General features: G+C 68.2%; 13 protein-coding genes, 1 tRNA gene and 2 rRNA genes (1 of these 16 cut by a window edge). 5 read left to right on the top strand and 11 right to left on the bottom strand.

The genetic code is table 11. The annotated features are described in order from the left end of the window. Positions 1 to 89: 89 nt before the first annotated feature. Positions 90 to 881, top strand: a complete 792-nt coding sequence (locus ACNNMR_RS33160) for an Fpg/Nei family DNA glycosylase (RefSeq protein WP_419998381.1) — start codon at positions 90 to 92, stop codon at positions 879 to 881. Positions 882 to 946: 65 nt separating this feature from the next. Next, positions 947 to 1,711, top strand: a complete 765-nt coding sequence (locus ACNNMR_RS33155) for an SDR family NAD(P)-dependent oxidoreductase (protein WP_419998380.1) — start codon at positions 947 to 949, stop codon at positions 1,709 to 1,711. Between the two features lie 115 nt (positions 1,712 to 1,826). Here the strand turns inward: ACNNMR_RS33155 and ACNNMR_RS33150 are convergent, their stop codons facing one another. The 8 genes from ACNNMR_RS33150 to ACNNMR_RS33115 all read right to left on the bottom strand — a co-directional run bounded on the left by ACNNMR_RS33150 (position 1,827) and on the right by ACNNMR_RS33115 (position 15,278). Beyond that, positions 1,827 to 2,192: a helix-turn-helix domain-containing protein gene (locus tag ACNNMR_RS33150; RefSeq protein ID WP_419998379.1), complete on the bottom strand. Its 366-nt coding sequence runs from the start codon at positions 2,190 to 2,192 to the stop codon at positions 1,827 to 1,829. A gap of 109 nt (positions 2,193 to 2,301) precedes the next feature. Beyond that, complete coding sequence (locus tag ACNNMR_RS33145; RefSeq protein ID WP_419998378.1) at positions 2,302 to 2,877, bottom strand: CinA family protein; 576 nt, start codon at positions 2,875 to 2,877, stop codon at positions 2,302 to 2,304. Beyond that, positions 2,874 to 3,476 (bottom strand): CDP-diacylglycerol--glycerol-3-phosphate 3-phosphatidyltransferase, encoded by a 603-nt coding sequence (pgsA, locus tag ACNNMR_RS33140; protein WP_419998377.1) that lies wholly within the window; start codon positions 3,474 to 3,476, stop codon positions 2,874 to 2,876. The genes ACNNMR_RS33145 and pgsA overlap by 4 nt, the downstream gene beginning before the upstream one ends. After that, complete coding sequence (gene rimO / locus ACNNMR_RS33135) at positions 3,473 to 4,993, bottom strand: 30S ribosomal protein S12 methylthiotransferase RimO (RefSeq protein ID WP_419998376.1); 1,521 nt, start codon at positions 4,991 to 4,993, stop codon at positions 3,473 to 3,475. The genes pgsA and rimO overlap by 4 nt, the downstream gene beginning before the upstream one ends. A 55-nt stretch (positions 4,994 to 5,048) precedes the next feature. Beyond that, positions 5,049 to 5,846 (bottom strand): helix-turn-helix domain-containing protein, encoded by a 798-nt coding sequence (locus tag ACNNMR_RS33130; protein WP_419998375.1) that lies wholly within the window; start codon positions 5,844 to 5,846, stop codon positions 5,049 to 5,051. A 195-nt stretch (positions 5,847 to 6,041) separates the two neighbouring features. Then, positions 6,042 to 8,777: a DNA translocase FtsK gene (locus tag ACNNMR_RS33125; RefSeq protein ID WP_419998374.1), complete on the bottom strand. Its 2,736-nt coding sequence runs from the start codon at positions 8,775 to 8,777 to the stop codon at positions 6,042 to 6,044. Between the two features lie 104 nt (positions 8,778 to 8,881). Continuing rightward, positions 8,882 to 9,580 carry a response regulator gene (locus ACNNMR_RS33120; protein ID WP_419998373.1) on the bottom strand — a complete coding sequence of 233 codons (699 nt, stop codon included), beginning with the start codon at positions 9,578 to 9,580 and terminating at the stop codon, positions 8,882 to 8,884. A 268-nt stretch (positions 9,581 to 9,848) separates the two neighbouring features. Beyond that, on the bottom strand, positions 9,849 to 15,278 hold the full coding sequence (locus ACNNMR_RS33115) for a HAMP domain-containing protein (RefSeq protein WP_419998372.1): 5,430 nt from the start codon (positions 15,276 to 15,278) through the stop codon (positions 9,849 to 9,851). A gap of 281 nt (positions 15,279 to 15,559) precedes the next feature. Here ACNNMR_RS33115 and ACNNMR_RS33110 point away from each other — a divergent pair, with 281 nt between their 5' ends. Together ACNNMR_RS33110 and ACNNMR_RS33105 are read left to right on the top strand one after the other, a co-directional pair. Continuing rightward, complete coding sequence (locus ACNNMR_RS33110; protein WP_419998371.1) at positions 15,560 to 18,196, top strand: SpoIIE family protein phosphatase; 2,637 nt, start codon at positions 15,560 to 15,562, stop codon at positions 18,194 to 18,196. A gap of 154 nt (positions 18,197 to 18,350) precedes the next feature. Next, entirely contained in the window at positions 18,351 to 19,124 is a 774-nt protein-coding gene (locus tag ACNNMR_RS33105) for a L,D-transpeptidase family protein (RefSeq protein WP_419998370.1), read from the top strand. Positions 19,125 to 19,193: 69 nt separating this feature from the next. Here ACNNMR_RS33105 and ACNNMR_RS33100 read toward each other — a convergent pair. Next, positions 19,194 to 19,266, bottom strand: a tRNA-Thr gene (locus tag ACNNMR_RS33100). A 207-nt stretch (positions 19,267 to 19,473) separates the two neighbouring features. On the opposite strand from ACNNMR_RS33100, the gene ACNNMR_RS33095 reads away from it, so the two are divergent. Continuing rightward, positions 19,474 to 20,259: an alpha/beta hydrolase family esterase gene (locus ACNNMR_RS33095; RefSeq protein ID WP_419998369.1), complete on the top strand. Its 786-nt coding sequence runs from the start codon at positions 19,474 to 19,476 to the stop codon at positions 20,257 to 20,259. A gap of 48 nt (positions 20,260 to 20,307) precedes the next feature. Here ACNNMR_RS33095 and rrf read toward each other — a convergent pair. Next, positions 20,308 to 20,424, bottom strand: a 5S ribosomal RNA gene (gene rrf, locus ACNNMR_RS33090). 78 nt (positions 20,425 to 20,502) lie between these two features. Then, a 23S ribosomal RNA gene (locus ACNNMR_RS33085) occupies positions 20,503 to 23,439 on the bottom strand (it continues 187 nt past the right edge of the window).

Below are 23,439 nucleotides of genomic sequence, written 5' to 3'. Positions count from 1 at the left end.
CTCCCGCCACCCCGACACTGCCCCCGCAGCCCCCGAGCCAAGGTGGGCCTAGCCCCACCCGCGACCAGGCGGACCTGCAAAATGGACGCATGCCCGAAGGCGACACCGTCTACCGCGCCGCCCAGCGCCTCCACCAAGCCCTGGGCAACCACCGCCTGACCAGGTGCGACCTCCGCGTACCCAAGCTCGCCACCGCCGACCTCACCGGCCGCCTCGTCATCGAGACAGCCTCCCGAGGCAAGCACCTCCTCACCCGCATCGAAGGCGGCCTCACCCTCCACTCCCACCTCCGCATGGACGGCGCCTGGCAGATCTACGCCGAAGGCGATCGCTGGCGAGGCGGTCCCGGCCACCAGATCCGCGCCATCCTCGGCAACGACCACCACACCGCCGTCGGCTACCGCCTCCCCGTCCTGGAACTCCTCCGCACCACCGACGAAGACCAGGCCGTAGGCCACCTCGGCCCCGACCTGCTCGGCCCGGACTGGGACCCTGACGAAGCCGAGCGCCGCCTCCTCGCCACCCCCGACCGCCCCCTCGGCGAGGCCCTCCTCGACCAGCGCAACCTCGCCGGCATCGGGAACGTATACAAATCCGAGCTCTGCTTCCTCATCCAGACGAGCCCATACGCCCCCGTCTCCGCCGCCCCCAACCCCACCCGCCTCATCGAGCTGGCGAAGAAGCTCCTCGAAGCCAACAAGGACCGCCAGGCCCGAGTCACCACCCCCAGCGCCCGCCCCGACCGCCGCCTCTGGGTCTACGGCCGCGAGGGCAAGCCCTGCCACCGCTGCAGAACGCCCATCCGCAAGGCCGAACAGGGCCAACCCCCGGCAGACCGCGTCACCTACTGGTGCCCGACCTGCCAGCCCACCGTCCAGTGACCACCCCGACAACCACTCGCCGCATTTATTGACGCCCCGTCAGATCCAGTCGTACGGTCCCACCCATGCCCGTACCGGCGTACGACCTCACCGGCCGCTCCATCCTCGTCACCGGCGCCGCAAGCGGCATCGGCCGCGCCACCGCGCTGCTCCTCGCCCAGGCAGGCGCCACGGTCCACTGCGCCGACCTGGACGAAAAGGGCCTCGACGAAACCGTCGCCCAGGCAACCGAAGCAGGCCAACCAGCCCACCCCCACCCCCTCGACGTCACCGACCGCGCCCAGGTCCGCAAGGCCGTCCAAGCCGCCGCCCCCCTCCACGGCCTCGTAGCCGCCGCCGGCATCATGCACCGCTCCACCGTCGTCGATACGGACGACGCCGACCTGGACCGCCTCTGGGCCGTGAACTTCAAGGGCGTCCTGCACGCCTGCCAGGAGGCCACGCTCGCGATGACGGAGCAGGGCGGCGGCGGGTCCATCGTCACCCTGGCCTCCGGCGCCGTGGACTCCGGCACCCCGCAGCTGCTCTGCTACAGCGTCGCCAAGGCCGCCATCGTGCAGCTCACCCGCACGCTGGCCGCCGAGGCCGGGCGCCGGGGCATCCGCGTGAACGCCATCGCCCCGGGCTGGATCCGCACCCCCATGACCACCCGGGACAGCGCCGAGGCGCAGGCCCAGACCGAGGACCTGATGGCCCGGATGTCCCCGCTGGGAAGGGTCGGCACCCCGGAGGACGTGGCCCACGCCGCCCTCTACCTGCTCTCGGACGCGGCCACCTTCACCACCGGCCAGATCCTCCGGCCGAACGGTGGGGTCGCAATGCCGTGGTAACCCAGTAAACCGGTAAACCCCAGACCGACCCCTAGGCACGCCTATGCGCGCCCCAGGCACGCAGAAGCCCGGCCCCAAAAGGGACCGGGCCTCCAAGAAGCTTCGAATACGACCCTCAGGCCGCCACCACGTCCACGGCCTCCTTCGGGGCCTTGATCGTGACGCGGTCGTCCGGCATCCCCGTGACGGAACTCACAGTGAACGTCATCGGCGACGGGATCGTCTCGGCGGCGGCGGACTCGGCCAGCTCGGCGAGCGCCAGCTCATCGCTGACCTCGCGCATCAGCTCGGACATCCGCAGGTCAAGCGCATCGCAGATGGAGGAGAGCAGCTCGGAGGAGGCTTCCTTCTGGCCCCGCTCCACCTCGGAGAGGTAGCCGAGCGAGACGCGTGCCGATGAGGAGACCTCGCGCAGAGTTCGCCCCTGACGCTGGCGCTGCCGACGCAGCACGTCACCCAGCAGGCGACGAAGCAGAATCATGCGCGGCTCCCTCCTCTTCCACCAATGCGGCGGACCCTGGATGCGGGTCCACCTTCCTCCACCGTACCCCGTCCGGCGGCACACGTGCGGCGAGCAATGTCGTGTTCACTCAGGGCTGCAAACATCCATCTCCCCCGCTCTGTTCCGTATCCTGCGCCCCACTACCCTCCTCCTGCCCAGCCAAAGCGCGGGAAATCCGCTTTCCCAGCTCTTCTGAGAGCAGCCCGAGCGCCTCGGATACGGCCGCCTCCCTGATCGTCCGCCGGTCCCCGGCCAGGTCAAGGCGCACGGTCCTGGCATGTCCCTGCGGACCGGCGACCGCGGCGAAGACCGTGCCGACGGGCTGGCCGTCCTGCGGCTCGGGCCCGGCCACGCCCGTGGTCGCCAGGCCCCAGTCGGCGCCGAGCCGCCAGCGGACGCCCGCGGCCATCCGCCGGGCCACATCGCTGTCCACCGCCCCGCGCTCGGCCAGCAGCTCCCCGGGGACCCCCAGGACGTCCCGCTTCACGTCGGTCGCGTACGCCGTGACGGACCCGCGGAAGCTGCGCGAGGCGCCGGGCACGGAGGTGAGCGCCGCGGCGACGAGGCCGCCGGTCAGCGACTCGGCCACGGCGAGCGTGAGCCCGTGCCGCGCGCACAGCTCCAGCACCTCGGCGGCGGTCGCCTCAGCCCCGGGGGTGCTCACCGCCCCGCCCGTTCCCGCTCGCGCGCCAGCCCCTGCCTGCGCAGCACGATCGCCTGACGTACGTAATCCAGCCCGGTGACGACCGTCAGAATCACGGCCGCCGCCATGATCCACCAGCGCAGCGACGCCAGCCATCCGGTCAGCGCCAGGATGTACATGCCGACGGCGACGCCCTGGAAGAGGGTCTTCATCTTGCCGCCCCGGCTGGCCGCCATCACCCCGTGCCTGATCACCCAGAAGCGCATCAGCGTGATCCCCAGCTCGCGGAAGAGGATCACCCCGGTCACCCACCACGGCAGGTCGCCGAGGGCGGAGAGGCAGATCAGGGCGGCGCCCATGATGGCCTTGTCCGCGATCGGGTCGGCGATCTTCCCGAAGTCGGTGACCAGGTCGTAGCGGCGGGCCACCTCGCCGTCGAAGAGGTCGGTGATCATGGCGATGGCGAAAGCCGCCCAGGCGAAGGCCCGCCAGACGGGGTCGTGCCCGCCGCCCGCCAGCATGAGCAGCACGAACCCGGGCACGAGCACCAGCCGTGCCATGGTCAGCAGGTTCGCGACGTTGAAGAGCCCGGCCTGCCGCGAGACCGGCGCTGCCGTCATCCGGCCGCCTCCTCGAGACTGTGCTGGATTTCAACGAATTGCGCGACAAGGTCCACGCCCACGCTCGCCACGACCTTCGCCGTGACCATCCGGCCAGGAGCCAGGCCCGCCGGCGCGCCGGTGAGGACCGTCTGCCCGTCCGTCTCGGGCGCCTGGTGCGCGGCCCGCCCGCTGTACTCGCCGGGCTGGGCGCCGCCGTCACCGTCCACCGATACCGATTCCACCAGCACCTCGACGGTCTCCCCGAGCCGCTCCTCCGCCCGCTGGGCGGTGAGCTCCTCGGCGAGACGCGAGATGTGCGCGAGCCGCTCGGCGACCACGTCCGGGTCCAGCTTGGCTTCGTACGAGGCCGCCTCGGTGCCCTCCTCATCCGAGTACCCGAAGACGCCGATGGCGTCCAGACGCGCCGCGGTCAGGAACCGCTCCAGCTCCGCCAGATCCGACTCCCGCTCCCCGGGGAAGCCGACGATGAAGTTCGAGCGCACGCCCGCCTGCGGCGCCTTGGCGCGGATCTGCTCCAGCAGGTCCAGGAAGCGGTCGGTGTCGCCGAAGCGGCGCATGGCGCGCAGCACGTCGGGGGCGGAGTGCTGGAAGGACAGGTCGAAATACGGGGCGATCTTCGGCGTCGACGTCAGCACGTCGATCAGGCCCGGGCGCATCTCGGCCGGCTGCAGATAGCTGACCCGCACCCGCTCGATCCCGTCCACCTCCGCCAGCGACGGCAGCAGCGACTCCAGAAGGCGGATGTCGCCGAGGTCCTTGCCGTACGAGGTGTTGTTCTCGGAGACCAGCATGATCTCCTTCACGCCCTGCTCGGCCAGCCAGCGGGTCTCGCCCAGCACGTCCGAGGGCCGCCGGGAGATGAAGGAGCCGCGGAAGGACGGGATGGCGCAGAAGGAGCACCGCCGGTCGCAGCCGGAGGCCAGCTTCACCGAGGCGACGGGGCTGGTGTCGAGGCGGCGGCGCAGCGGCGCCCGCGGCCCGGAGACGGGCGCGACGCCCTCGGGCAGGTCCTCAGCCGCCGCCTCGAAGCCGTCCTGGCCGTGCCCCGGGAGCGCGGCACCCCCGGCCGCGGCGGCCTCCTGCCGCTCCACCGGCGACAGCGGCAGCAGCTGCCGCCGGTCCCGCGGCTTGTGCGCCTCGACGCTGCCGCCATTGAGGATGGTCTGCAGCCGCCCGGAGATATCGCTGTAGTCGTCGAAGCCGAGCACCCCGTCCGCCTCGGGCAGCGCGTCGGCGAGCTCCTTGCCGTACCGCTCGGCCATGCAGCCGACGGCGACGACGGCCTGGGTACGCCCATGGTCCTTGAGGTCGTTCGCCTCCAGGAGGGCGTCGACCGAGTCCTTCTTCGCGGCCTCGACGAAGCCGCAGGTGTTCACGACGGCGACGTCGGCGTCCCCGGCGTCGTCGACCAGGTCCCATCCGTCCGCCGCCAGACGGCCTGCGAGCTCCTCGGAATCGACCTCGTTACGGGCGCAGCCGAGGGTGACCAGTGCGACGGTACGGCGTTGTGGCATGGGCTCAGCCTACTTTGTCCTGGCCAGACCGCCCGCCCGCGCTGGTACGCCCGGTTCACCCGGCTTCCGGGTCGCCCTTCGTATACGTCAGGTGCTCGACGCCGCCGAGCTTGAAGTCGTTGTCGACCTCTTTGCCGTTCACCCACAGCTTTATGGCACCGGCATTACCAAGGGTGAGGTTGATCTTCTCTTTGTCGCTGACCGTGACGGAGTCGCCCTGGGTCAGGGTGGTCTGCTTCAGCTCGCGCCCGTCGGCGCCCTTGGCGAGCAGCCAGCTCTGGCCATTGTCGGCCTCGACCTTGACGGTGACCCGGTCGGCGGGGGCCCCGGCGATCGCGGAGTCGGACGGCGAGGGCTCCGCGGGCGGACGCGAGGTGGAGTCGGACGGCTTCGGGGCAGGCTTGTCGTCGGTCTTGGAGTCGGACGCCTTCGGGTTGTCGCCGCCGCCGTCGCTGAAGACGGTGAAGCCGACGAAACCGATCAGCGCGACGATCGCGGCGACCATGGCGGCGGTCCAGTTCGGCCGCCTGGGCTCTGGGCGGATACGTTCCGCCTCGAAGAGCGGCGCGGCCGGGGTGGGCTCGGGTTTGCCGCCGTGTTCCTCGTCGTACTGAGCGACGAGCTCGCTCGGATCGAGGCCGACGGCGCGGGCGAGGGTCCGCACATGCCCGCGGGCGTAGACGTCGCCGCCGCAGCGCGAGAAGTCGTCCTGCTCGATCGCATGCACGATCGGGATGCGCACGCGGGTCTGCGTACTGACCTCGTCCACGGTCAGTTTGGCGTCGATCCGAGCCCGCTGCAGGGTCCGTCCGACGGAAGGCCGGTCGTCTGTGGGGGAGTTGCCGATGGACACGAAGGCGCCTTTCGAGCGTGAGCCACCTGCCGGATGTTCAGTGTAGAGGTCTTGTAAAAGGGTCGGGCAAGCGGGAGGTAGCACTTGTTGCGCCATCCGGTTTGCCGTACTGACCGATAGTGCGACACCCACCTGCTGCAATGATGTGACGCATCACTGCTCCGATCGGTTGCCACCGGCCCGCCCGACTCGTCCCTACGGGTGATCCTGCCCCTTGACCGTGGCCAGCACTCCGTCCAATTCGTCCGGCTTGACCAACACGTCGCGCGCCTTGGAACCTTCACTCGGACCGACGATTCCGCGTGACTCCATCAGGTCCATAAGCCGACCGGCCTTGGCGAATCCGACCCGCAGCTTGCGCTGCAGCATCGACGTGGAGCCGAACTGGGTGGAGACCACCAGTTCGATCGCCGCGAGGAGCAGCTCCATGTCGTCGCCGATCTGCTCGTCGATCTCCTTCTTCTGCTTCTGGCCGGTGGTGACGTCGTCGCGGAAGACCGGCGTCATCTGGTTCTTGCAGTGGGCGACGATCCCTGCGACCTCTTCCTCGGTGACGTACGCGCCCTGCATCCGGATCGGCTTGTTCGCGCCCATCGGGAGGAACAGTCCGTCGCCCTTGCCGATCAGCTTCTCGGCGCCGGGCTGGTCGAGGATGACCCGGCTGTCGGCGAGCGAGGAGGTGGCGAAGGCGAGGCGGGAGGGCACGTTCGCCTTGATCAGGCCGGTCACGACGTCGACCGAAGGCCGCTGGGTGGCCAGCACCAGGTGGATGCCGGCGGCGCGGGCGAGCTGGGTGATGCGGACGATGGAGTCCTCGACGTCGCGCGGGGCGACCATCATCAGGTCGGCGAGCTCGTCCACGATGACCAGGAGATACGGGTACGGCTGCAGCTCGCGCTCGCTGCCCTCCGGCGACTTCGCCTTGCCGTTGCGGACGGCCTCGTTGAAGTCGTCGATGTGCCGGTAGCCGTAGGCGGCGAGGTCGTCGTAGCGCAGGTCCATCTCGCGGACCACCCACTGGAGCGCCTCGGCGGCCTTCTTCGGGTTGGTGATGATCGGGGTGATCAGGTGCGGGATGCCCTCGTACGCGGTCAGCTCCACCCGCTTCGGGTCGACCAGCACCATCCGGACCTCGTCGGGGGTGGCGCGGACCATCACCGAGGTGATCAGGCAGTTGATGCACGACGACTTGCCGGAGCCGGTGGCGCCCGCGATGAGGATGTGCGGCATCTTCGCGAGGTTGGCCGATACGTAACCGCCCTCGACGTCCTTGCCGAGCGCCGTCAGCATCGGATGGTCCTCGCCCGCGGCGTCGGCGGTGCGCAGCACGTCGCCGACGTTGACCATCTCGCGGTCGGTGTTGGGGATCTCGATGCCGACCGCGGACTTGCCCGGGATCGGGCTGATGATGCGGACGTCGGGGCTGGCCACCGCGTAGGCGATGTTCTTGGTCAGCGCGGTGATCCGCTCGACCTTGACGGCCTTGCCGAGCTCGACCTCGTACCGGGTGACGGTCGGGCCGCGGGTGAAGCCGGTGACGGCGGCGTCGACCTTGAACTCCTCGAAGGTGCGCGAGAGCGAGGCCACGATCTGGTCATTGGCGGCGCTACGGGTGCGGCCCGGGCCGCCGCGCTCCAGCATGTCGAGCGACGGCAGCGAATACGTGATGTCGCCGGAGAGCTGCAGCTGCTCGGCGCGGGCGGGCAGCCGCGGATCGCTGTCCGGCGGCTCCGCGTGGGTCCGGGTGAGGTCGGGTACGGAGCCGGGCACGGGCGTGGCCTCAGGACGCTGTATGGCGCCCTTGGGCGGCTTCTTGCGGCCGTCGGCCCCCTCGCCCTCGGGCAGCTCCTCACGGGCCGACGGGACGCCTCCCGTGCGCTCGCTGATGCCGCTGGAGAGGTCGGCGAGCAGCGGTGAGGGCTGCACGCCGTGCAGCACCGCGCCGTCGAGGTCGGCGGCGGCCGCCGCGGCAATGTCGACGGCGTCGGAGTCGGCCTCCGCCTGGGCGGCCCGCCGGCTCTTGCGGCGCTTGGCGGGCGCGGCCTCGACCGCGTCCTCGTCGGTACGGACGATGCCGTCCCGCCAGTCCTCCGCGTACTCCCCCGCGATCTTCGCCTCGGCCCGCGGGTCGGTCAGCGGCTCGTCGCTCTGCACCAGACCGAGCCGCATCAGACCGGCGCGGATGCGCTGCGGGATGGCGTTGACGGGGGTGGCGGTGACGACGAGCAGCCCGAAGATCGTGACCAGGACGAGCAGCGGCACGGCGAGCACCTCGCCGACCGTGAAGATCAGCGGCCGGGAGGCGCCCCAGCCGATCAGCCCGCCCGCATCCCTTATGGCCTCGTTGCCCTCGCCGCGGCCCGGGGCGCCGCAGCCGAGGTGGATGAGGCCGAGCGCGCCGATGGTCAGGGCGGAGAGGCCGATGACGATGCGGCCGTTGGCCTCCGGCTTCTCCGGGTGGCGGATGAGGCGTACGGCGATGGCGCCGAAGAGGATCGGCACGATGAGGTCGAGCCGCCCGAAGGCCCCGGTGACGATGATCTCGACGAGCTCGCCGACGGGCCCCTTGAGGTTGGACCACGTGCCGGCGGCGGTGACGAGCGCGAGGCCGAGCAGCAGCAGCGCGAGCCCGTCCTTGCGATGCGCGGGGTCGAGGCCCTTGGCGCCGCGCCCTATGCCGCGGAAGAGCGCGCCGACGGTGTGCGCGAGGCCGAGATAGAGCGCGCGGGTGACCTGATAGATCCCGGCGGTCGGATTGGGCGCGGGCGCCGGGGCGGCCTTCTTCTTCGCGGGTGCGCGCTTGGCGGCAGGCTTTTTGGCGGCGGTCTTCTTGGCCGCGGCCTTCTTGGCGGGCGCCTTCTTCTTGGCAGCGCTCGCACTACCTCCGGACCGCGCCCGGGAGTTGCCGTTTCCAGAGGTACGAGAGGCCATGCGACGAGGTTACCGAGGTTGGGGACACGTAGCACGCATGCCCTAGCGGGAGGCGCGCCAGCTGTCTCCCGGGGGGCTTGCGCCGAGCCGAACTCGTTGCGCCGCTACGGCGCGACCGGCGACCCGTTGTCGCTCGGCCCGGCTGGGCCGCTCGTGCCGGGGTCGAGCGCGTCCAGCGCCTTGCGCAGCCCGTTCAGCTTGCGCTCCAGGTGCGCCGCCGTGGCGACGGCCGCCGCGTCCGACGACTCGTCGAGCTGCTTCGACAGCGCCTCCGCCTGCTCCTCCGCGGCAGCCAGCCGCGCCGACAGCTCGGCGATGACGCCGACCGCGCCCTTGCCGTCCTTGCTGCCGCCCTCGGCGGACTGCGCGCTGTCCAGCTGCGCCCGCAGCAGCCCGGCCTGCTCCCGCAGCTGGACGTTCTTCATGTACAGCTCGACGAACACCGACACCTTCGCCCGCAGCACCCACGGGTCGAAGGGCTTGGAGATGTAGTCGACGGCGCCCGCGGCATAGCCGCGGAAGGTGTGGTGCGGGCCGTGGTTGATCGCGGTGAGGAAGATGATCGGGATGTCGCGGGTGCGCTCCCGGCGCTTGATGTGCGCCGCGGTCTCGAAGCCGTCCATGCCCGGCATCTGCACATCGAGCAGGATGACCGCGAAATCGTCCGTCAGCAGCGCCTTCAGCGCCTCTTCCCCTGACGATGCCCGGACCAGGGTCTGATCGAGCGCGGAAAGGATGGCCTCCAGCGCCAGCAGATTCTCCGGCCGGTCATCGACCAAGAGGATCTTGGCCTTCTGCACCATGGCCCGTCCTCCTCGTCCCGGCACCGTGCCGGGCGCTGTCGCCGGCGTCGTCCATGCGGACCTGCTCAGTGCGCCGCCCGCCCTTGTGCCGGTCATGGTAGCCGCACCGCCGGGCCCGCCACACCCTGTCACCGCATTGTCACTGTGCACGTACCAGAAACGCAGCTCAGGCCCGATTGGTTCCCGTAATACCGTACGCGAACACGTAATTGACCACACTGCGTCAGCATGCCCGCAAACTTCAAGCCGGTTTGCAACGCTGCATCGATCACCTGCCGTGCACCCACTGATACATCACACTCAGCAGATGGTCCGTGTCCACCGGCTTGGTCACATAGTCGGAGGCGCCGGACTCGATCGACTTCTCCCGGTCGCCCTTCATCGCCTTCGCCGTCAGCGCGATGATCGGCAGCCCGGCGAACTGCGGCATCCTGCGGATCGCCGAGGTCGTCGCGTAACCGTCCATCTCCGGCATCATGATGTCCATCAGCACGACGGCCGTGTCCTCGTGCTGCTCCAGCACCTCGATGCCCTCGCGCCCGTTCTCGGCGTAGAGGACGGACAGGCCGTGCTGCTCCAGCACCGATGTGAGCGCGAAGACGTTACGGATGTCGTCGTCGACGATCAGCACCTTCTCGCCGCCGAACTCGCCCTTGAACTGGTCCGGCGCCACCCGCTGCCCGTCCGGCATCCGCTCCCCGCGCTGCGGCGCGGGCGCCTGCCCGGGCACGGCGGGCCGCGTCGCCTCGGCGACCTGCGTGGCGCCCGCCGTCTCCTGGTCAGCGGCCTCCGCCTGAGGCTCGCCCGCGTACCCGCTGTCGTGGCTCTCGGGCTGCTGATCCGCGAGGATCGTGCCGTCGCCCGCCGCCTGCCCCGGCGCGGCCGAAGGCAGCTCCGTCGGCCGCAGCGGCAGGTAGAGCGTGAAGGTGGAGCCGCGGCCGGGCTCGCTGTCGGCGTAGATCTCGCCGCCGAGCAGCCGCGCGATCTCCCGGCTGATGGACAGGCCCAGGCCCGTACCGCCGTACTTGCGGCTGGTGGTGCCGTCGGCCTGCTTGAACGCCTCGAAGATGACCCGCATCTTGGACGACGCGATGCCGATGCCGGTGTCGGTGACCGAGAACGCCATCATGTCGGCGTCCGGGTCCCGCAGCGACCCGTTCTCCAGCAGCTGCTCCTTGATGGCGGCCGGCACGTCCCGCCCGGCCGGCCGGATCACCAGCTCGACGGCGCCGCTGTCGGTGAACTTCACCGCGTTGGAAAGCAGGTTACGGAGCACCTGCAGCAGCCGCTGCTCGTCCGTATTGAGCGTGGCGGGCAGCTCCGGGGAGACCCGTACCGAGAAGTCCAGGCCCTTTTCGGCCGTCAGCGGGCGGAAGGTGGCCTCCACGTAATCCACCAGCTGCACCAGCGCGATCCGGGTCGGGCTGACGTCCATCTTGCCCGCCTCGACCTTCGACAGGTCGAGGATGTCGTTGATCAGCTGCAGCAGGTCGGAACCCGCACCATGGATCGTTTCGGCGAACTCCACCTGCTTCGGCGAGAGGTTGGTCTCCGCGTTGTCCGCGAGCAGCTTGGCCAGGATCAGCAGCGAGTTGAGCGGCGTACGCAGCTCGTGCGACATGTTGGCCAGGAACTCGGACTTGTAGCGCATCGAGACCGCGAGCTGCTCGGCCCGCTCCTCCAGGCCCTGCCTGGCCTCCTCGATCTCGGTGTTCTTGATCTCGATATCCCGGTTGGTACGGGCCAGCAGCTCGGCCTTCTCCTCCAGCTCCGCGTTGGAGTCCTCCAGGGCCTTCTGCCGGCTCTCCAGCTCCTGCGAGCGGTCCCGCAGCTGCTCGGTGAGCTCCTGGGACTGGGTCAGCAGGCTCTCCGTCTTGGTGTTGACGGAGATGGTGTTGACCGAGGTCGCGATCATCTCCGCGAGCTGGTTCAGGAAGTCCTTCTGGATCTGCGTGAACGGCTGGAACGCGGCCAGCTCGACCACGCCGAGCACCGAGCCCTCGAAGATCAGCGGGACGACGATGACATGCGCGGGCGGCGCCTCGCCGAGCCCGGAGGCGATCTTCAGATAGCCCTCGGGCACGTTCTCGATCAGGATCGTGCGCTTCTCCAGCGCGGATGTGCCGATGAGGGTCTCGCCGGGGCGCAGCACCTTTGGCATACCATCGGCGGCCTGCCCGTACGAGCCGATGAGGCGCAGCTGCCGCTCGGCCTCCTCGCCCTCCTTGGGCTCGTGGCCCGGCACCTGCTCCATGAGGAAGAACGCGCCGTGCTGCGCGGCCACCACCGGGGTCAGCTCGCTCATGATGAGGCGGGCCACATCGCCGAGGTCGCGGCGGCCCTGCAGCAGGCCTGAGATGCGGGCGAGGTTGCCCTTGAGCCAGTCCTGCTCCTTGTTGGCGAGGGTGGTCTCGCGGAGCTTGGAGATCATGGTGTTGATGTAGTCCTGCAGCTCCAGGATCTCGCCCGCCGCGTCGGCGTCGATCTTCGGGCTGAGGTCGCCGCGGGTCACGGCGGTGGCGACCTGGGCGATGTTGCGCACCTGAGAGGTCAGGTTGTTCGCCATCAGGTTCACCGAGTCGGTGAGGTCCTTCCAGATGCCGGAGACGCCCGGGACCCGGGCCTGCCCGCCGAGGCGGCCTTCCGTACCGACCTCGCGAGCTACGCGGGTGACCTCGTCACCGAAGGCGGAGAGCTGGCCGACCATCGTGTTGATGGTGTCCTTCAGCTCCAGGATCTCGCCCTGGGCGGCGACGTCGATCTTCTTCGTCAGGTCGCCGTTGGCGACCGCCGTGGTCACCTGGGCGATGTTCCGCACCTGGGAAGTCAGGTTGGAGGCCATGTAGTTCACGGACTCCGTGAGGTCCTTCCACGTGCCCGCGACGCCGGGGACCCGTGCCTGCCCGCCCAGCTGGCCTTCCGTGCCCACCTCGCGGGCCACCCTGGTGACCTGCTCGGCAAAGGAGGACAGGGTCGTCACCATCGTGTTGACCGTGTCCGCGAGCTGCGCGACCTCGCCGCGGGCCTCGACGGTGACCTTCTTGGTGAGGTCGCCGTTCGCGACCGCGGTCGCGACCTGGGAGATGTTACGGACCTGGCCGGTCAGGTTGACCGCCATCAGGTTCACGTTGTCGGTCAGGTCCTTCCAGATGCCGGAGACATCCCGCACCCGCGCCTGCCCGCCCAGCTGGCCTTCCGTACCCACCTCGCGGGCGACCCGGGTGACCTGCTCGGCAAAGGAACTCAGCTGGTCGACCATCGTGTTGACGGTCGTCACCAGCTCCAGGATCTCGCCGCGCGCGTCAACGGTGATCTTCTTGGAGAGATCGCCCTTGGCGACCGCGGTGGTGACCTCGGCGATGTTACGGACCTGCGAGGTCAGATTGTTCGCCATGAAGTTGACGGACTGGGTGAGGTCCTTCCACGTACCGGAGACGCCCTGCACCTCCGCCTGCCCGCCCAGCATGCCCTCGGTGCCCACCTCGCGGGCGACCCGGGTGACCTCCTCGGCGAAGGAACTCAGCTGGTCGACCATCGTGTTGAGGGTGTTCTTCAGCTCCAGGATCTCGCCGCGCGCATCGACGTCGATCTTCTGCGACAGGTCACCGCGGGCCACCGCGGTCGCGACCTGCGCGATGTTACGGACCTGGGCGGTGAGGTTCCCCGCCATGAAGTTCACGTTGTCCGTCAGGTCGCGCCACACGCCCGCGACCCCGGGCACCTGCGCCTGCCCGCCGAGCCGGCCTTCCGTGCCGACCTCGCGGGACACCCGGGTCACCTGCTCGGCGAAGGCGGAGAGCTGGTCGACCATCGTGTTGATGGTGTTCTTCAGCTCCAGGATCTCGCCGCGCGCGTCCACCTCGATCTTCTGCGACAGGTCGCCGCGCGCCACCGCCGTGGTCACCTGGGCGATGTTGCGGACCTGCGAGGTCAGGTTGGACGCCATGAAGTTGACGGAGTCGGTGAGGTCCTTCCACGTACCGGAGACGCCGTCGACGCGCGCCTGACCGCCGAGGCGGCCTTCCGTGCCCACGTCGCGCGCCATCCGCGTGACCTGGTCGGCGAAGGACGACAGCTGGTCGACCATCCGGTTCACAGTGTTCTTCAGCTCGGCCATCTCGCCGGAGACGTCGACCGTGACCTTCTGCGACAGGTCGCCGTTCGCGACCGCGGTGGTCACTTGCGCGATGTTCCGGACCTGCCCGGTGAGGTTACGGAAGGCCATGTTGACCGAATCCGTCAGGTCCTTCCACGTGCCCGCGGCGCCCAGCACCTGCGCCTGCCCGCCCAGCTCGCCCTCGACGCCGATCTCCCGGGCCACCCGGGTCACCTCGGAGGAGAAGCCGGACAGCTGGTCGACCATCGTGTTGACGGTGTTCTTCAGCTCGGACATCTCGCCGGCCACATCCACGGTGACCTTCTGCGTCAGATCGCCGCTCGCGACCGCCGTCGTCACCTGGGCGATGTCCCGCACCTGCGCGGTGAGGTTACGGAAAGCGGTGTTGACCGAATCGGTCAGGTCCTTCCACGTGCCCGCCGCACCGGGCACCTGCGCCTGCCCGCCGAGCTGCCCGTCGGCGCCGACCTCGCTCGCGACCCTTGTCACCTCGTCCGCGAATGTACGGAGGGTTTCGGTCATCGTGTTGATGGTCTCGGCGAGCTGCGCGACCTCGCCGCGTGCGCTCACCGTTACTTTCTGCGACAGATCACCACTGGCGACCGCGGTGGTCACCTGAGCGATTCCACGCACCTGGGCGGTCAGATTGCCCGCCATCAGGTTCACCGAGTCGGTCAGGTCCTTCCACGTGCCGGCCACGCCCGGCACCTGCGCCTGCCCGCCCAGCTCGCCCTCCGTGCCGACCTCGCGGGCGACCCGGGTCACCTCCGAGGAGAAGGCCGAGAGCTGGTCGACCATCGTATTGACGGTCTCCTTCAGCTCCAGCATCTCGCCGGCCACATGCACCGTGACCTTCCGCGAGAGGTCGCCCTTGGCGACCGCGGTGGTGACGAGAGCAATATCACGTACCTGAGCGGTCAGCCGGTACGCCATCGTGTTCACCGAATCCGTGAGGTCCTTCCACGAACCGGACATTCCGCGCACCTTGGCCTGCCCGCCGAGCTTGCCCTCGGTGCCGACCTCGCTGGCCACCCGCGTGACCTCGTCCGTGAAGGCGGACAGCTGGTCGACCAGGCCATTGACCGTACGGCCCACCTTGAGGAACTCGCCGCGCAGCGGATGCGACCCGTCCGCGGACTGCGGCCGCAGGTCCATGCGCTGCTCAAGGTCGCCCTCGGCCACGGCCGTGAGCACCCGCCCGGTGTCCATCAGGGGCCGTACGAGGTCGTCGACCAGCGCATTGGAGGCGTCGATCGCGGCTGCCCAGGAGCCCTCGCAGGCTCCCGTTTCGAGCCTTTCGGTGAGCTTGCCCTCGCGGCCGACGACGCGGCGCACACGGGACAGCTCGCCGGTGAGGTGCAGATTGCGCTCCGCGACCTCGTTGAAGACGGTGGCGATCTCCGCCATGATCCCGTCACTCGGTGTGCGCATCCGCTTACGGAAGTTTCCGTCCCGCATCGACTCGAGCGACGCCAGCAGTCTGTAAAGCGCCGCGGTGTCCACCTCGGTCGTCCCGCCGACCCGGGACCGTCCGCTCTTCGCGCGCGAGCTCACACTCTGCGCCGCTGCGCCAGACTCCACTGTGTCCCTCCCGGTCGGTTTCTCGCGCCCTCGGGGCTTTCTTTCTCTCCGGAGCTTTCCCAGTGTTTCACTCCGGGGCACGCGCTATCAGGCCCTTACGAAGCGTAACGGCCAGTGCCTGGACCACGGGCGGCCTTGGGCGGCTAACCTGTCACCACTCGTCCCGGGCCGCTGCTGTTTGGATGCTTTGCGGCACCATGGAGCGGGCACCAAAGCATCCGGGGACGCCGGTCCGCAACCAGTGAGCCCCCGGCCGGCACTGAAGGGGAGTCGTGAGTCGTGTGATCAGCGCGCGTGCCGAGGCCACCTTCGAGCCGGTGGGCCGCTCGGTGGCACCCGCGCGCGCCTTCGTCCGGGACACCCTCCAGGGCTGGGGATACGCCGAGATCGCCGACGACGCGGTCGTCCTCACCAGCGAGCTGGTCACCAACGCCGTCGTGCACGCCGGCACCTCCGTCGACGTCCACTGCCTGCGCACCGACGCGGGCGTCCGCGTGGAGGTCGCCGACCACTACCCCGAGCGCGAGCTCCCGCTCGACGAGGCCGGCCGCCCGCCGGGCCCCGACCACGAGGGCGGCCGCGGCCTGATGCTCTGCGCCGCCCTGGCCAGCCGCTGGGGCGTGGAGTACACCGGCACCCGCAAGCAGGTCTGGTTCCAGCTGGACACCGCGGAGCCGCCCGCCGGCACCCGCTCCGCGGGCCCTGCGCTGCCCGTGGACGCCCTCCCGCTGGCCATAGAGTCCCGGGTCCGCGTCGCCGTCGTCCAGATCGACCGCGGCGGCCTCATCAGCTCCTGGAACGAGGACGCCACCGAGCTCTTCGGCTACGAGCCGGAAAAGGTCATCGGCAAACCCCTGGGCGACCTCGCCGCCTGGCCGCACACCCCCGGCACCGGCACCGGCCTCGCCGAGGCCCTCCAGCTGAGCCGCTGGGAGGGCTCGTACGGCATCAGAGGCGCCGACGGCCGCGTCAACCCCGTCTATGCCAACCACCTCCGCCTCCGCGACTCAGCGGGCGATCCGTCCACGATCTGCCTGCTCGTCCGCGACCAGGAGCGCGCGGTGCTGCAGACCCCGGCCCGCGCCCCCTCCGACGGCGCCGGCGCCCTGCGCGGCGACGGCGGCCGCGACCGCGCCGCCGACCCCTTCGAGGTCTTCATCGGCTCCCCCGCCCCCGACGACCTCGACGGGCTGCTGCAGCGCACCGTGGAGCGCGCCCGCGACATACTGGACGGCGACTCGGCCTTCCTGCTGCTCGCCACCGACGACGAGACCGAGCTGGAGGTACGGGCCTCCACCGGCCTCCCCGGCGCCCGCCAGCGCTTCGCCCGCGTCCCCGTCGAGACCGGCGCCGGACGCTATGGCTCCGCCCGCATGCCGTCCGTACACGAAGACCTCGACGCGGTCCCGGGCGCCGTCCCGCTGCTCACGGGCACCGGCATGCACTCGGTGGTGACCGTCCCGCTGAAGGTCGAGGGCCGGCTCACCGGCTCCCTCGGCGTCGCCGCGGAACTCCCGGGACGGTATACCAACGAGGAGGCGCTGCGGCTGCAGTTCGCCGCCGACCGGATCGCGCTGGCCGTGGAATCCGCCCGCCTCGGCGAGCTGGAGCGGCTCCGCCGCGGCTCGCTGTCCTTCCTGGTCGAGGCCTCCGACCTGCTGGCCGGCACCCTGGACCGCGACCAGACCCTCGCCCTGATGGCACAGATGACGGTCCCGACGCTGGCCAGCTGGTGCGCGGTGTACACGATCGCGGAGGGCGCCGAGCCGGACCTCTCGTACGTCCTGCACGAGGACGAGGACCGCATCGACGGCCTGCGCGCCCTGCTCACGCGCGTACCGCCGCCCGACCCGGTCCCGGCCCCGGGCGCCCGCCAGTGGACGGCCCCGTCCGAGGCCGCGCACAACTCCGCGCTCCGCACCTCGCTGCGCAGCCTCAACCTGAAGATCAGCGAGGACGCGTACCTCTCGGACACGGCCGCGCCGTCCCTGGCCACCGCCTCCGCGGTAGGCGGCGAAACGGTCGTGCTGCCGCTCGTCGCCCGCAACCGCGTCATCGGCCAACTCGTCCTCGGCAAGCCGACCGACGAACACTTCCGCCAGGAGATCCTGGAACTGGCCGAGGACTTGTCCCGCAGGGCCGCCCTGGCCCTCGACAACGCCCGCCTGTACTCGGAGCGCACGGCCATCAGCCAGTCGCTGCAGCGGTCGCTGCTCCCGCCCGGACTGCCGAAGATCGGCGGCGTCGAGGTCGAGGTCATCTACCGCGCGGCCGGCGAGGGCAACGAGGTCGGCGGCGACTTCTACGACCTCTTCCCGATCCGCGACGGCGCCTACGGCTTCGCCATCGGCGACGTCTGCGGTACAGGCCCCGAGGCGGCGGCTGTTACGGGCCTGGCGCGGCACGCGCTGCGCCTGCTGGCCCGGGAGGGCTTCGGCGGCCCGGCGGTCCTGGAGCGGCTCAACTCCGCGATCCTCGACGAGGGCGCCCGCAGCCGCTTCCTGACCCTCCTGTACGGCGAGCTGTGGCCGCAGGCCGACGGCAGCGCCGTCCTGAAGATCGTATGCGCGGGCCACCCGCTCCCGCTCCGCCTGCGCCCCGACGGCACGGTCTCCCCCGCCGCCGAACCGCAGCCGCTGCTGGGCGTGATGGACGACCTGGAGCTGTACGAGGAGCGCATCACGCTCGACCCGGGCGACGTCCTGCTCTGCGTCACCGACGGCGTCACGGAGCGCCGCGAGGGCACGCGCATGCTGGGCGACGACGGCCTGGCGGACGTGCTGAACTCCTGCACGGGCCTGACGGCGGGCGCCGTCGCCTCGCGGGTGCTGCGCGCGGTGGAGCGCTTCGCGGCGGAGCCGGCGTCGGACGATATGGCGATTCTGGCGATGCGGGTGCCGCATCAGCGCGAGGGCTGACGCCACCCCTACACGGACGGTTGATGTCGCTCTCGATCGCGGCGCGCCGTGCGGGGATCGGGACCGGTCGCGGCTGTACTGGACGCCGCAGAGACCGCTGAACGCCGGTTGAACGCCGAAGCGTTCGGCTCCATCGACAGGAGTCCCGCCCCGTATGCCGTCCGCCCCCGAAGCCCGTACGGGACGCAGCCGCGTCCTCCCGCCCATCGCCACGGTGACCGTCGCCGCTCTGGGACTGCTCACCCTGGTGGGAACGGGCACCGCACACGCCTCGGCACCCGCCTCGTCGCAGCCGAATCCCAAGTCAGCCCAGCTGGAATGCGTCTCCACCAGCACCGGCCCGTATCAGCTGCAGGTGGAGCGCCATCTCGGCCGGCAGCCGGATGGTATCCAGTCGGTGCGCGACTGCCTGGCCATCCAGTCCTTCCAGCAACGCGAGGGCATCACGACCACCGGCATCGCGGACCCGGCGACCTACCGCATGACGGTGGTGGCGAAGGCCCGCGCGAACCCGGGCGTGGGGACCCGCTGCCCGGTGCGTCGCGGCCGGGTGGCCTGCGTCGACCAGACCCGCCAGCTGATGTGGGTGCAGAAGGGCAAGCGCGTGGTCTTCCCGGTGACGCCCGTACGCACCGGCCTCAAGGCATACAAGACCCGCAACGGCTGGCACCGCATCTTCTTCCGGAAGCTGCACGAGCGCTCAAGGCTCTACAACAACGCCCCCATGCCCTACTCGCAGTACTTCTCGGGCGGCCAGGCCTTCCACGGCACCCGCAACGACATCTTCACCAAAGGCTCTGCGGGCTGCGTAAACCTCCGGATCCCGGACGCGGCCCGCCTGTGGAAGGTCCTGCACAAGAAGGACCGGGCGTACGTCTTCGGCCACCGGCCGGCGCTGAAGCGGAACGGCGCCCCGCGGCCGAGCTGAGCCGCTCGCGGCTCAACGCGAAGAAGGCCCTCACCGGCGGTGCGGTGAGGGCCTTCTTCGTACTGCCGGAGCCCCAATGCGGAATCGAACCGCAGACCTTCTCCTTACCATGGAGACGCTCTACCGACTGAGCTATTGGGGCGCGCTCGACTTGGCCGAACGGAATAAAGCGTACCCCATGCGCAATGCTGTTGTGACCGCCGCAGGCATGGACCGGCGCGGCTTCCTGCCGCAGGATCCCGGCATGGACTTACCCAGACAGCAACATCCGGAATTATTCCTCCGGTTGGTTCGCGTCCTGCGCCGGTGGGCAGCAATCGCGATCACCATCGCACTGCTTTCCCTCGGAGTGACCGCCACGCAGGCCACCGCGGCTACGTCACCCGGCCTTCCGCCGGGCGACCACGAACTCTCCCTCACCTGGCAGGGCAAGGAACGCACCTTCAACCTGCACGTGCCTCCCGGAGCGGCCAAGCACGGCAAGAAGCTGCCGCTGGTCGTGGTGATGCACTGGTATCCCGGGACAGCCGAGGGAATCGCGGCGTACACGGGCTTCAGCAAAAGGGCGGACGAGCACCGCTTCCTAGTCGCCTATCCGCAGGGCCTCAACGGCGGCTATAACGCCCTGATCTGCTGCGGCGCAGAGGACGACGTCGGCTTCATCTCGGCGATGACACGGCAGCTCGTCAAGGACTGGAACGCGGACTCCCGGCGGGTCTACGCGACCGGCTTCTCCAACGGCGCCGACATGTCCTTCCGGCTGGCCGTCGAGCGCTCCCGGCTCTTCGCCGCGATCGCTCCCGTGAGCGGCGGGTACGGAGGGCCGCTGGCGGAGGACCCGGACTTCATGCCGTCCCGGCCCGTACCGGTGCTCACCATCCTCGGTGCCAATGACCCGCAGGTCGATGCCCTGCTGGCCGGCCTCGACACCTGGCGGAAGCGGCTGCACTGCATCACCGTGGACAAGGACGTCCGCCCGGGCCAGTACACGCTCACGAAGTCGTGGTGCGCGGACGGAAGCAGGGTGCATGCGTACGTGGTGGAGGGCATGGCGCACGAGTGGCCGGACCACACGACGCATCCGCTCAACGCCACTGACGTGGTTTGGGACTTCCTGAAGATGCATCGTCGGTGAAACGAAAGAAGGCCCCCACCGTGAGGTGAGGGCCTTCTTCTAAAGTAAGTTCGGCGGCGACCTACTCTCCCACACAGTCCCCTGTGCAGTACCATCGGCGCGGAAAGGCTTAGCTTCCGGGTTCGGAATGTAACCGGGCGTTTCCCTAACGCTATGACCACCGAAACACTATGAAACTAACAAACCGGAGTAGATTCCTCTACGGTTGTTGTCTCAGAAACCAGACAGTGGACGCGAGCAGCTATGGACAAGTCCTCGGCCTATTAGTACCAGTCAACTCCACCCCTTACAGGGCTTCCATATCTGGCCTATCAACCCAGTCGTCTACTGGGAGCCTTAACCCCTCATGGGGGTGGGAGTCCTCATCTCGAAGCAGGCTTCCCGCTTAGATGCTTTCAGCGGTTATCCTTTCCGAACGTAGCCAACCAGCCATGCCCTTGGCAGAACAACTGGCACACCAGAGGTCCGTCCGTCCCGGTCCTCTCGTACTAGGGACAGCCCTTCTCAAGACTCCTACGCGCACAGCGGATAGGGACCGAACTGTCTCACGACGTTCTAAACCCAGCTCGCGTGCCGCTTTAATGGGCGAACAGCCCAACCCTTGGGACCGACTCCAGCCCCAGGATGCGACGAGCCGACATCGAGGTGCCAAACCATCCCGTCGATATGGACTCTTGGGGAAGATCAGCCTGTTATCCCCGGGGTACCTTTTATCCGTTGAGCGACGGCGCTTCCACAAGCCACCGCCGGATCACTAGTCCCGACTTTCGTCCCTGCTCGACCCGTCAGTCTCACAGTCAAGCTCCCTTGTGCACTTACACTCACCACCTGATTACCAACCAGGCTGAGGGAACCTTTGGGCGCCTCCGTTACTCTTTGGGAGGCAACCGCCCCAGTTAAACTACCCACCAGACACTGTCCCTGATCCGGATCACGGACCGAGGTTAGACATCCAGCACGACCAGAGTGGTATTTCAACGACGACTCCACCCATACTGGCGTATGAGTTTCAAAGTCTCCCACCTATCCTACACAAGCCGAACCGAACACCAATATCAAGCTATAGTAAAGGTCCCGGGGTCTTTCCGTCCTGCTGCGCGAAACGAGCATCTTTACTCGTAGTGCAATTTCACCGGGCCTATGGTTGAGACAGTCGAGAAGTCGTTACGCCATTCGTGCAGGTCGGAACTTACCCGACAAGGAATTTCGCTACCTTAGGATGGTTATAGTTACCACCGCCGTTTACTGGCGCTTAAGTTCTCAGCTTCGCATGATCGAAACCACGCTAACCGGTCCCCTTAACGTTCCAGCACCGGGCAGGCGTCAGTCCGTATACATCGCCTTACGGCTTCGCACGGACCTGTGTTTTTAGTAAACAGTCGCTTCTCGCTGGTCTCTGCGGCCACCCCCAGCTACGAGGAGCAAGTCCTCTCACCGGGTGTGGCCCCCCTTCTCCCGAAGTTACGGGGGCATTTTGCCGAGTTCCTTAACCATAGTTCACCCGAACGCCTCGGTATACTCTACCTGACCACCTGAGTCGGTTTAGGGTACGGGCCGCCATGCAACATCGCTAGAGGCTTTTCTCGACAGCATAGGATCATCCACTTCACCACAATCGGCTCGGCATCAGGTCTCACCCATAGTTGCGCGGATTTACCTACACAACGGGCTACACCCTTACCCCGGGACAACCACCGCCCGGGCTGGACTACCTTCCTGCGTCACCCCATCACTCACCTACTACCACCTTGGTTCAGCGGCTCCACCACTCCGAATCACCCCGAAGGGATCATCGGCGGCTTCACGGCCTTAGCATTAATGGGCTCGATGTTTGTCGCCACACAGCGGGTACCGGAATATCAACCGGTTATCCATCGACTACGCCTGTCGGCCTCGCCTTAGGTCCCGACTTACCCTGGGCAGATCAGCTTGACCCAGGAACCCTTAGTCAATCGGCGCACACGTTTCTCACGTGTGAATCGCTACTCATGCCTGCATTCTCACTCGTGAACCATCCACCACTCGTTTACACGGCGGCTTCACCCGGCACACGACGCTCCCCTACCCATCGATACGGACGTTGGTCCTATTGCATCGATGACACGACTTCGGCGGTACGCTTGAGCCCCGCTACATTGTCGGCGCGGAATCACTTGACCAGTGAGCTATTACGCACTCTTTCAAGGATGGCTGCTTCTAAGCCAACCTCCTGGTTGTCTCTGCGACTCCACATCCTTTCCCACTTAGCGTACGCTTAGGGGCCTTAGTCGATGCTCTGGGCTGTTTCCCTCTCGACCACGGAGCTTATCCCCCGCAGTCTCACTGCCACACTTCACTTACCGGCATTCGGAGTTTGGCTAAGGTCAGTAACCCGGTAAGGCCCATCGCCTATCCAGTGCTCTACCTCCGGCAAGAAACATGTGACGCTGCACCTAAATGCATTTCGGGGAGAACCAGCTATCACGTAGTTTGATTGGCCTTTCACCCCTAACCACAGGTCATCCCCCAGGTTTTCAACCCTGGTGGGTTCGGCCCTCCACGAAGTCTTACCTCCGCTTCAGCCTGCCCATGGCTAGATCACTACGCTTCGGGTCTTGAGCGTGCTACTCCATCGCCCTTATCGGACTCGCTTTCGCTACGGCTACCCCACCCGGGTTAACCTCGCAACACACCGCAAACTCGCAGGCTCATTCTTCAAAAGGCACGCAGTCACGACACAACAAGCAAGCTTGTTGTGCGACGCTCCCACGGCTTGTAGGCACACGGTTTCAGGTACTCTTTCACTCCGCTCCCGCGGTACTTTTCACCATTCCCTCACGGTACTATCCGCTATCGGTCACCAGGGAATATTTAGGCTTAGCGGGTGGTCCCGCCAGATTCACACGGGATTTCTCGGGCCCCGTGCTACTTGGGTGTCTCTCAAACGAGCCGCTGATGTTTCAGCTACGGGGGTCTTACCCTCTACGCCGGGCCTTTCGCATGCCCTTCGCCTACATCAACGGTTTCTGACTCGCCCTGTCGCCGGCAGACGACAGACAAGAGATCCCACAACCCCGCACACGCAACCCCTGCCGGGTATCACACGCATACGGTTTGGCCTCATCCAGTTTCGCTCGCCACTACTCCCGGAATCACGGTTGTTTTCTCTTCCTGCGGGTACTGAGATGTTTCACTTCCCCG

Origin of the sequence: Streptomyces boninensis, assembly GCF_048572725.1 — a bacterium.
In the GTDB taxonomy this organism is placed as follows: domain Bacteria; phylum Actinomycetota; class Actinomycetes; order Streptomycetales; family Streptomycetaceae; genus Streptomyces; species Streptomyces boninensis.
The sequence above is the reverse complement of the archived record's forward strand: the minus strand, read 5'-3'. Positions and strand labels throughout refer to the sequence as shown.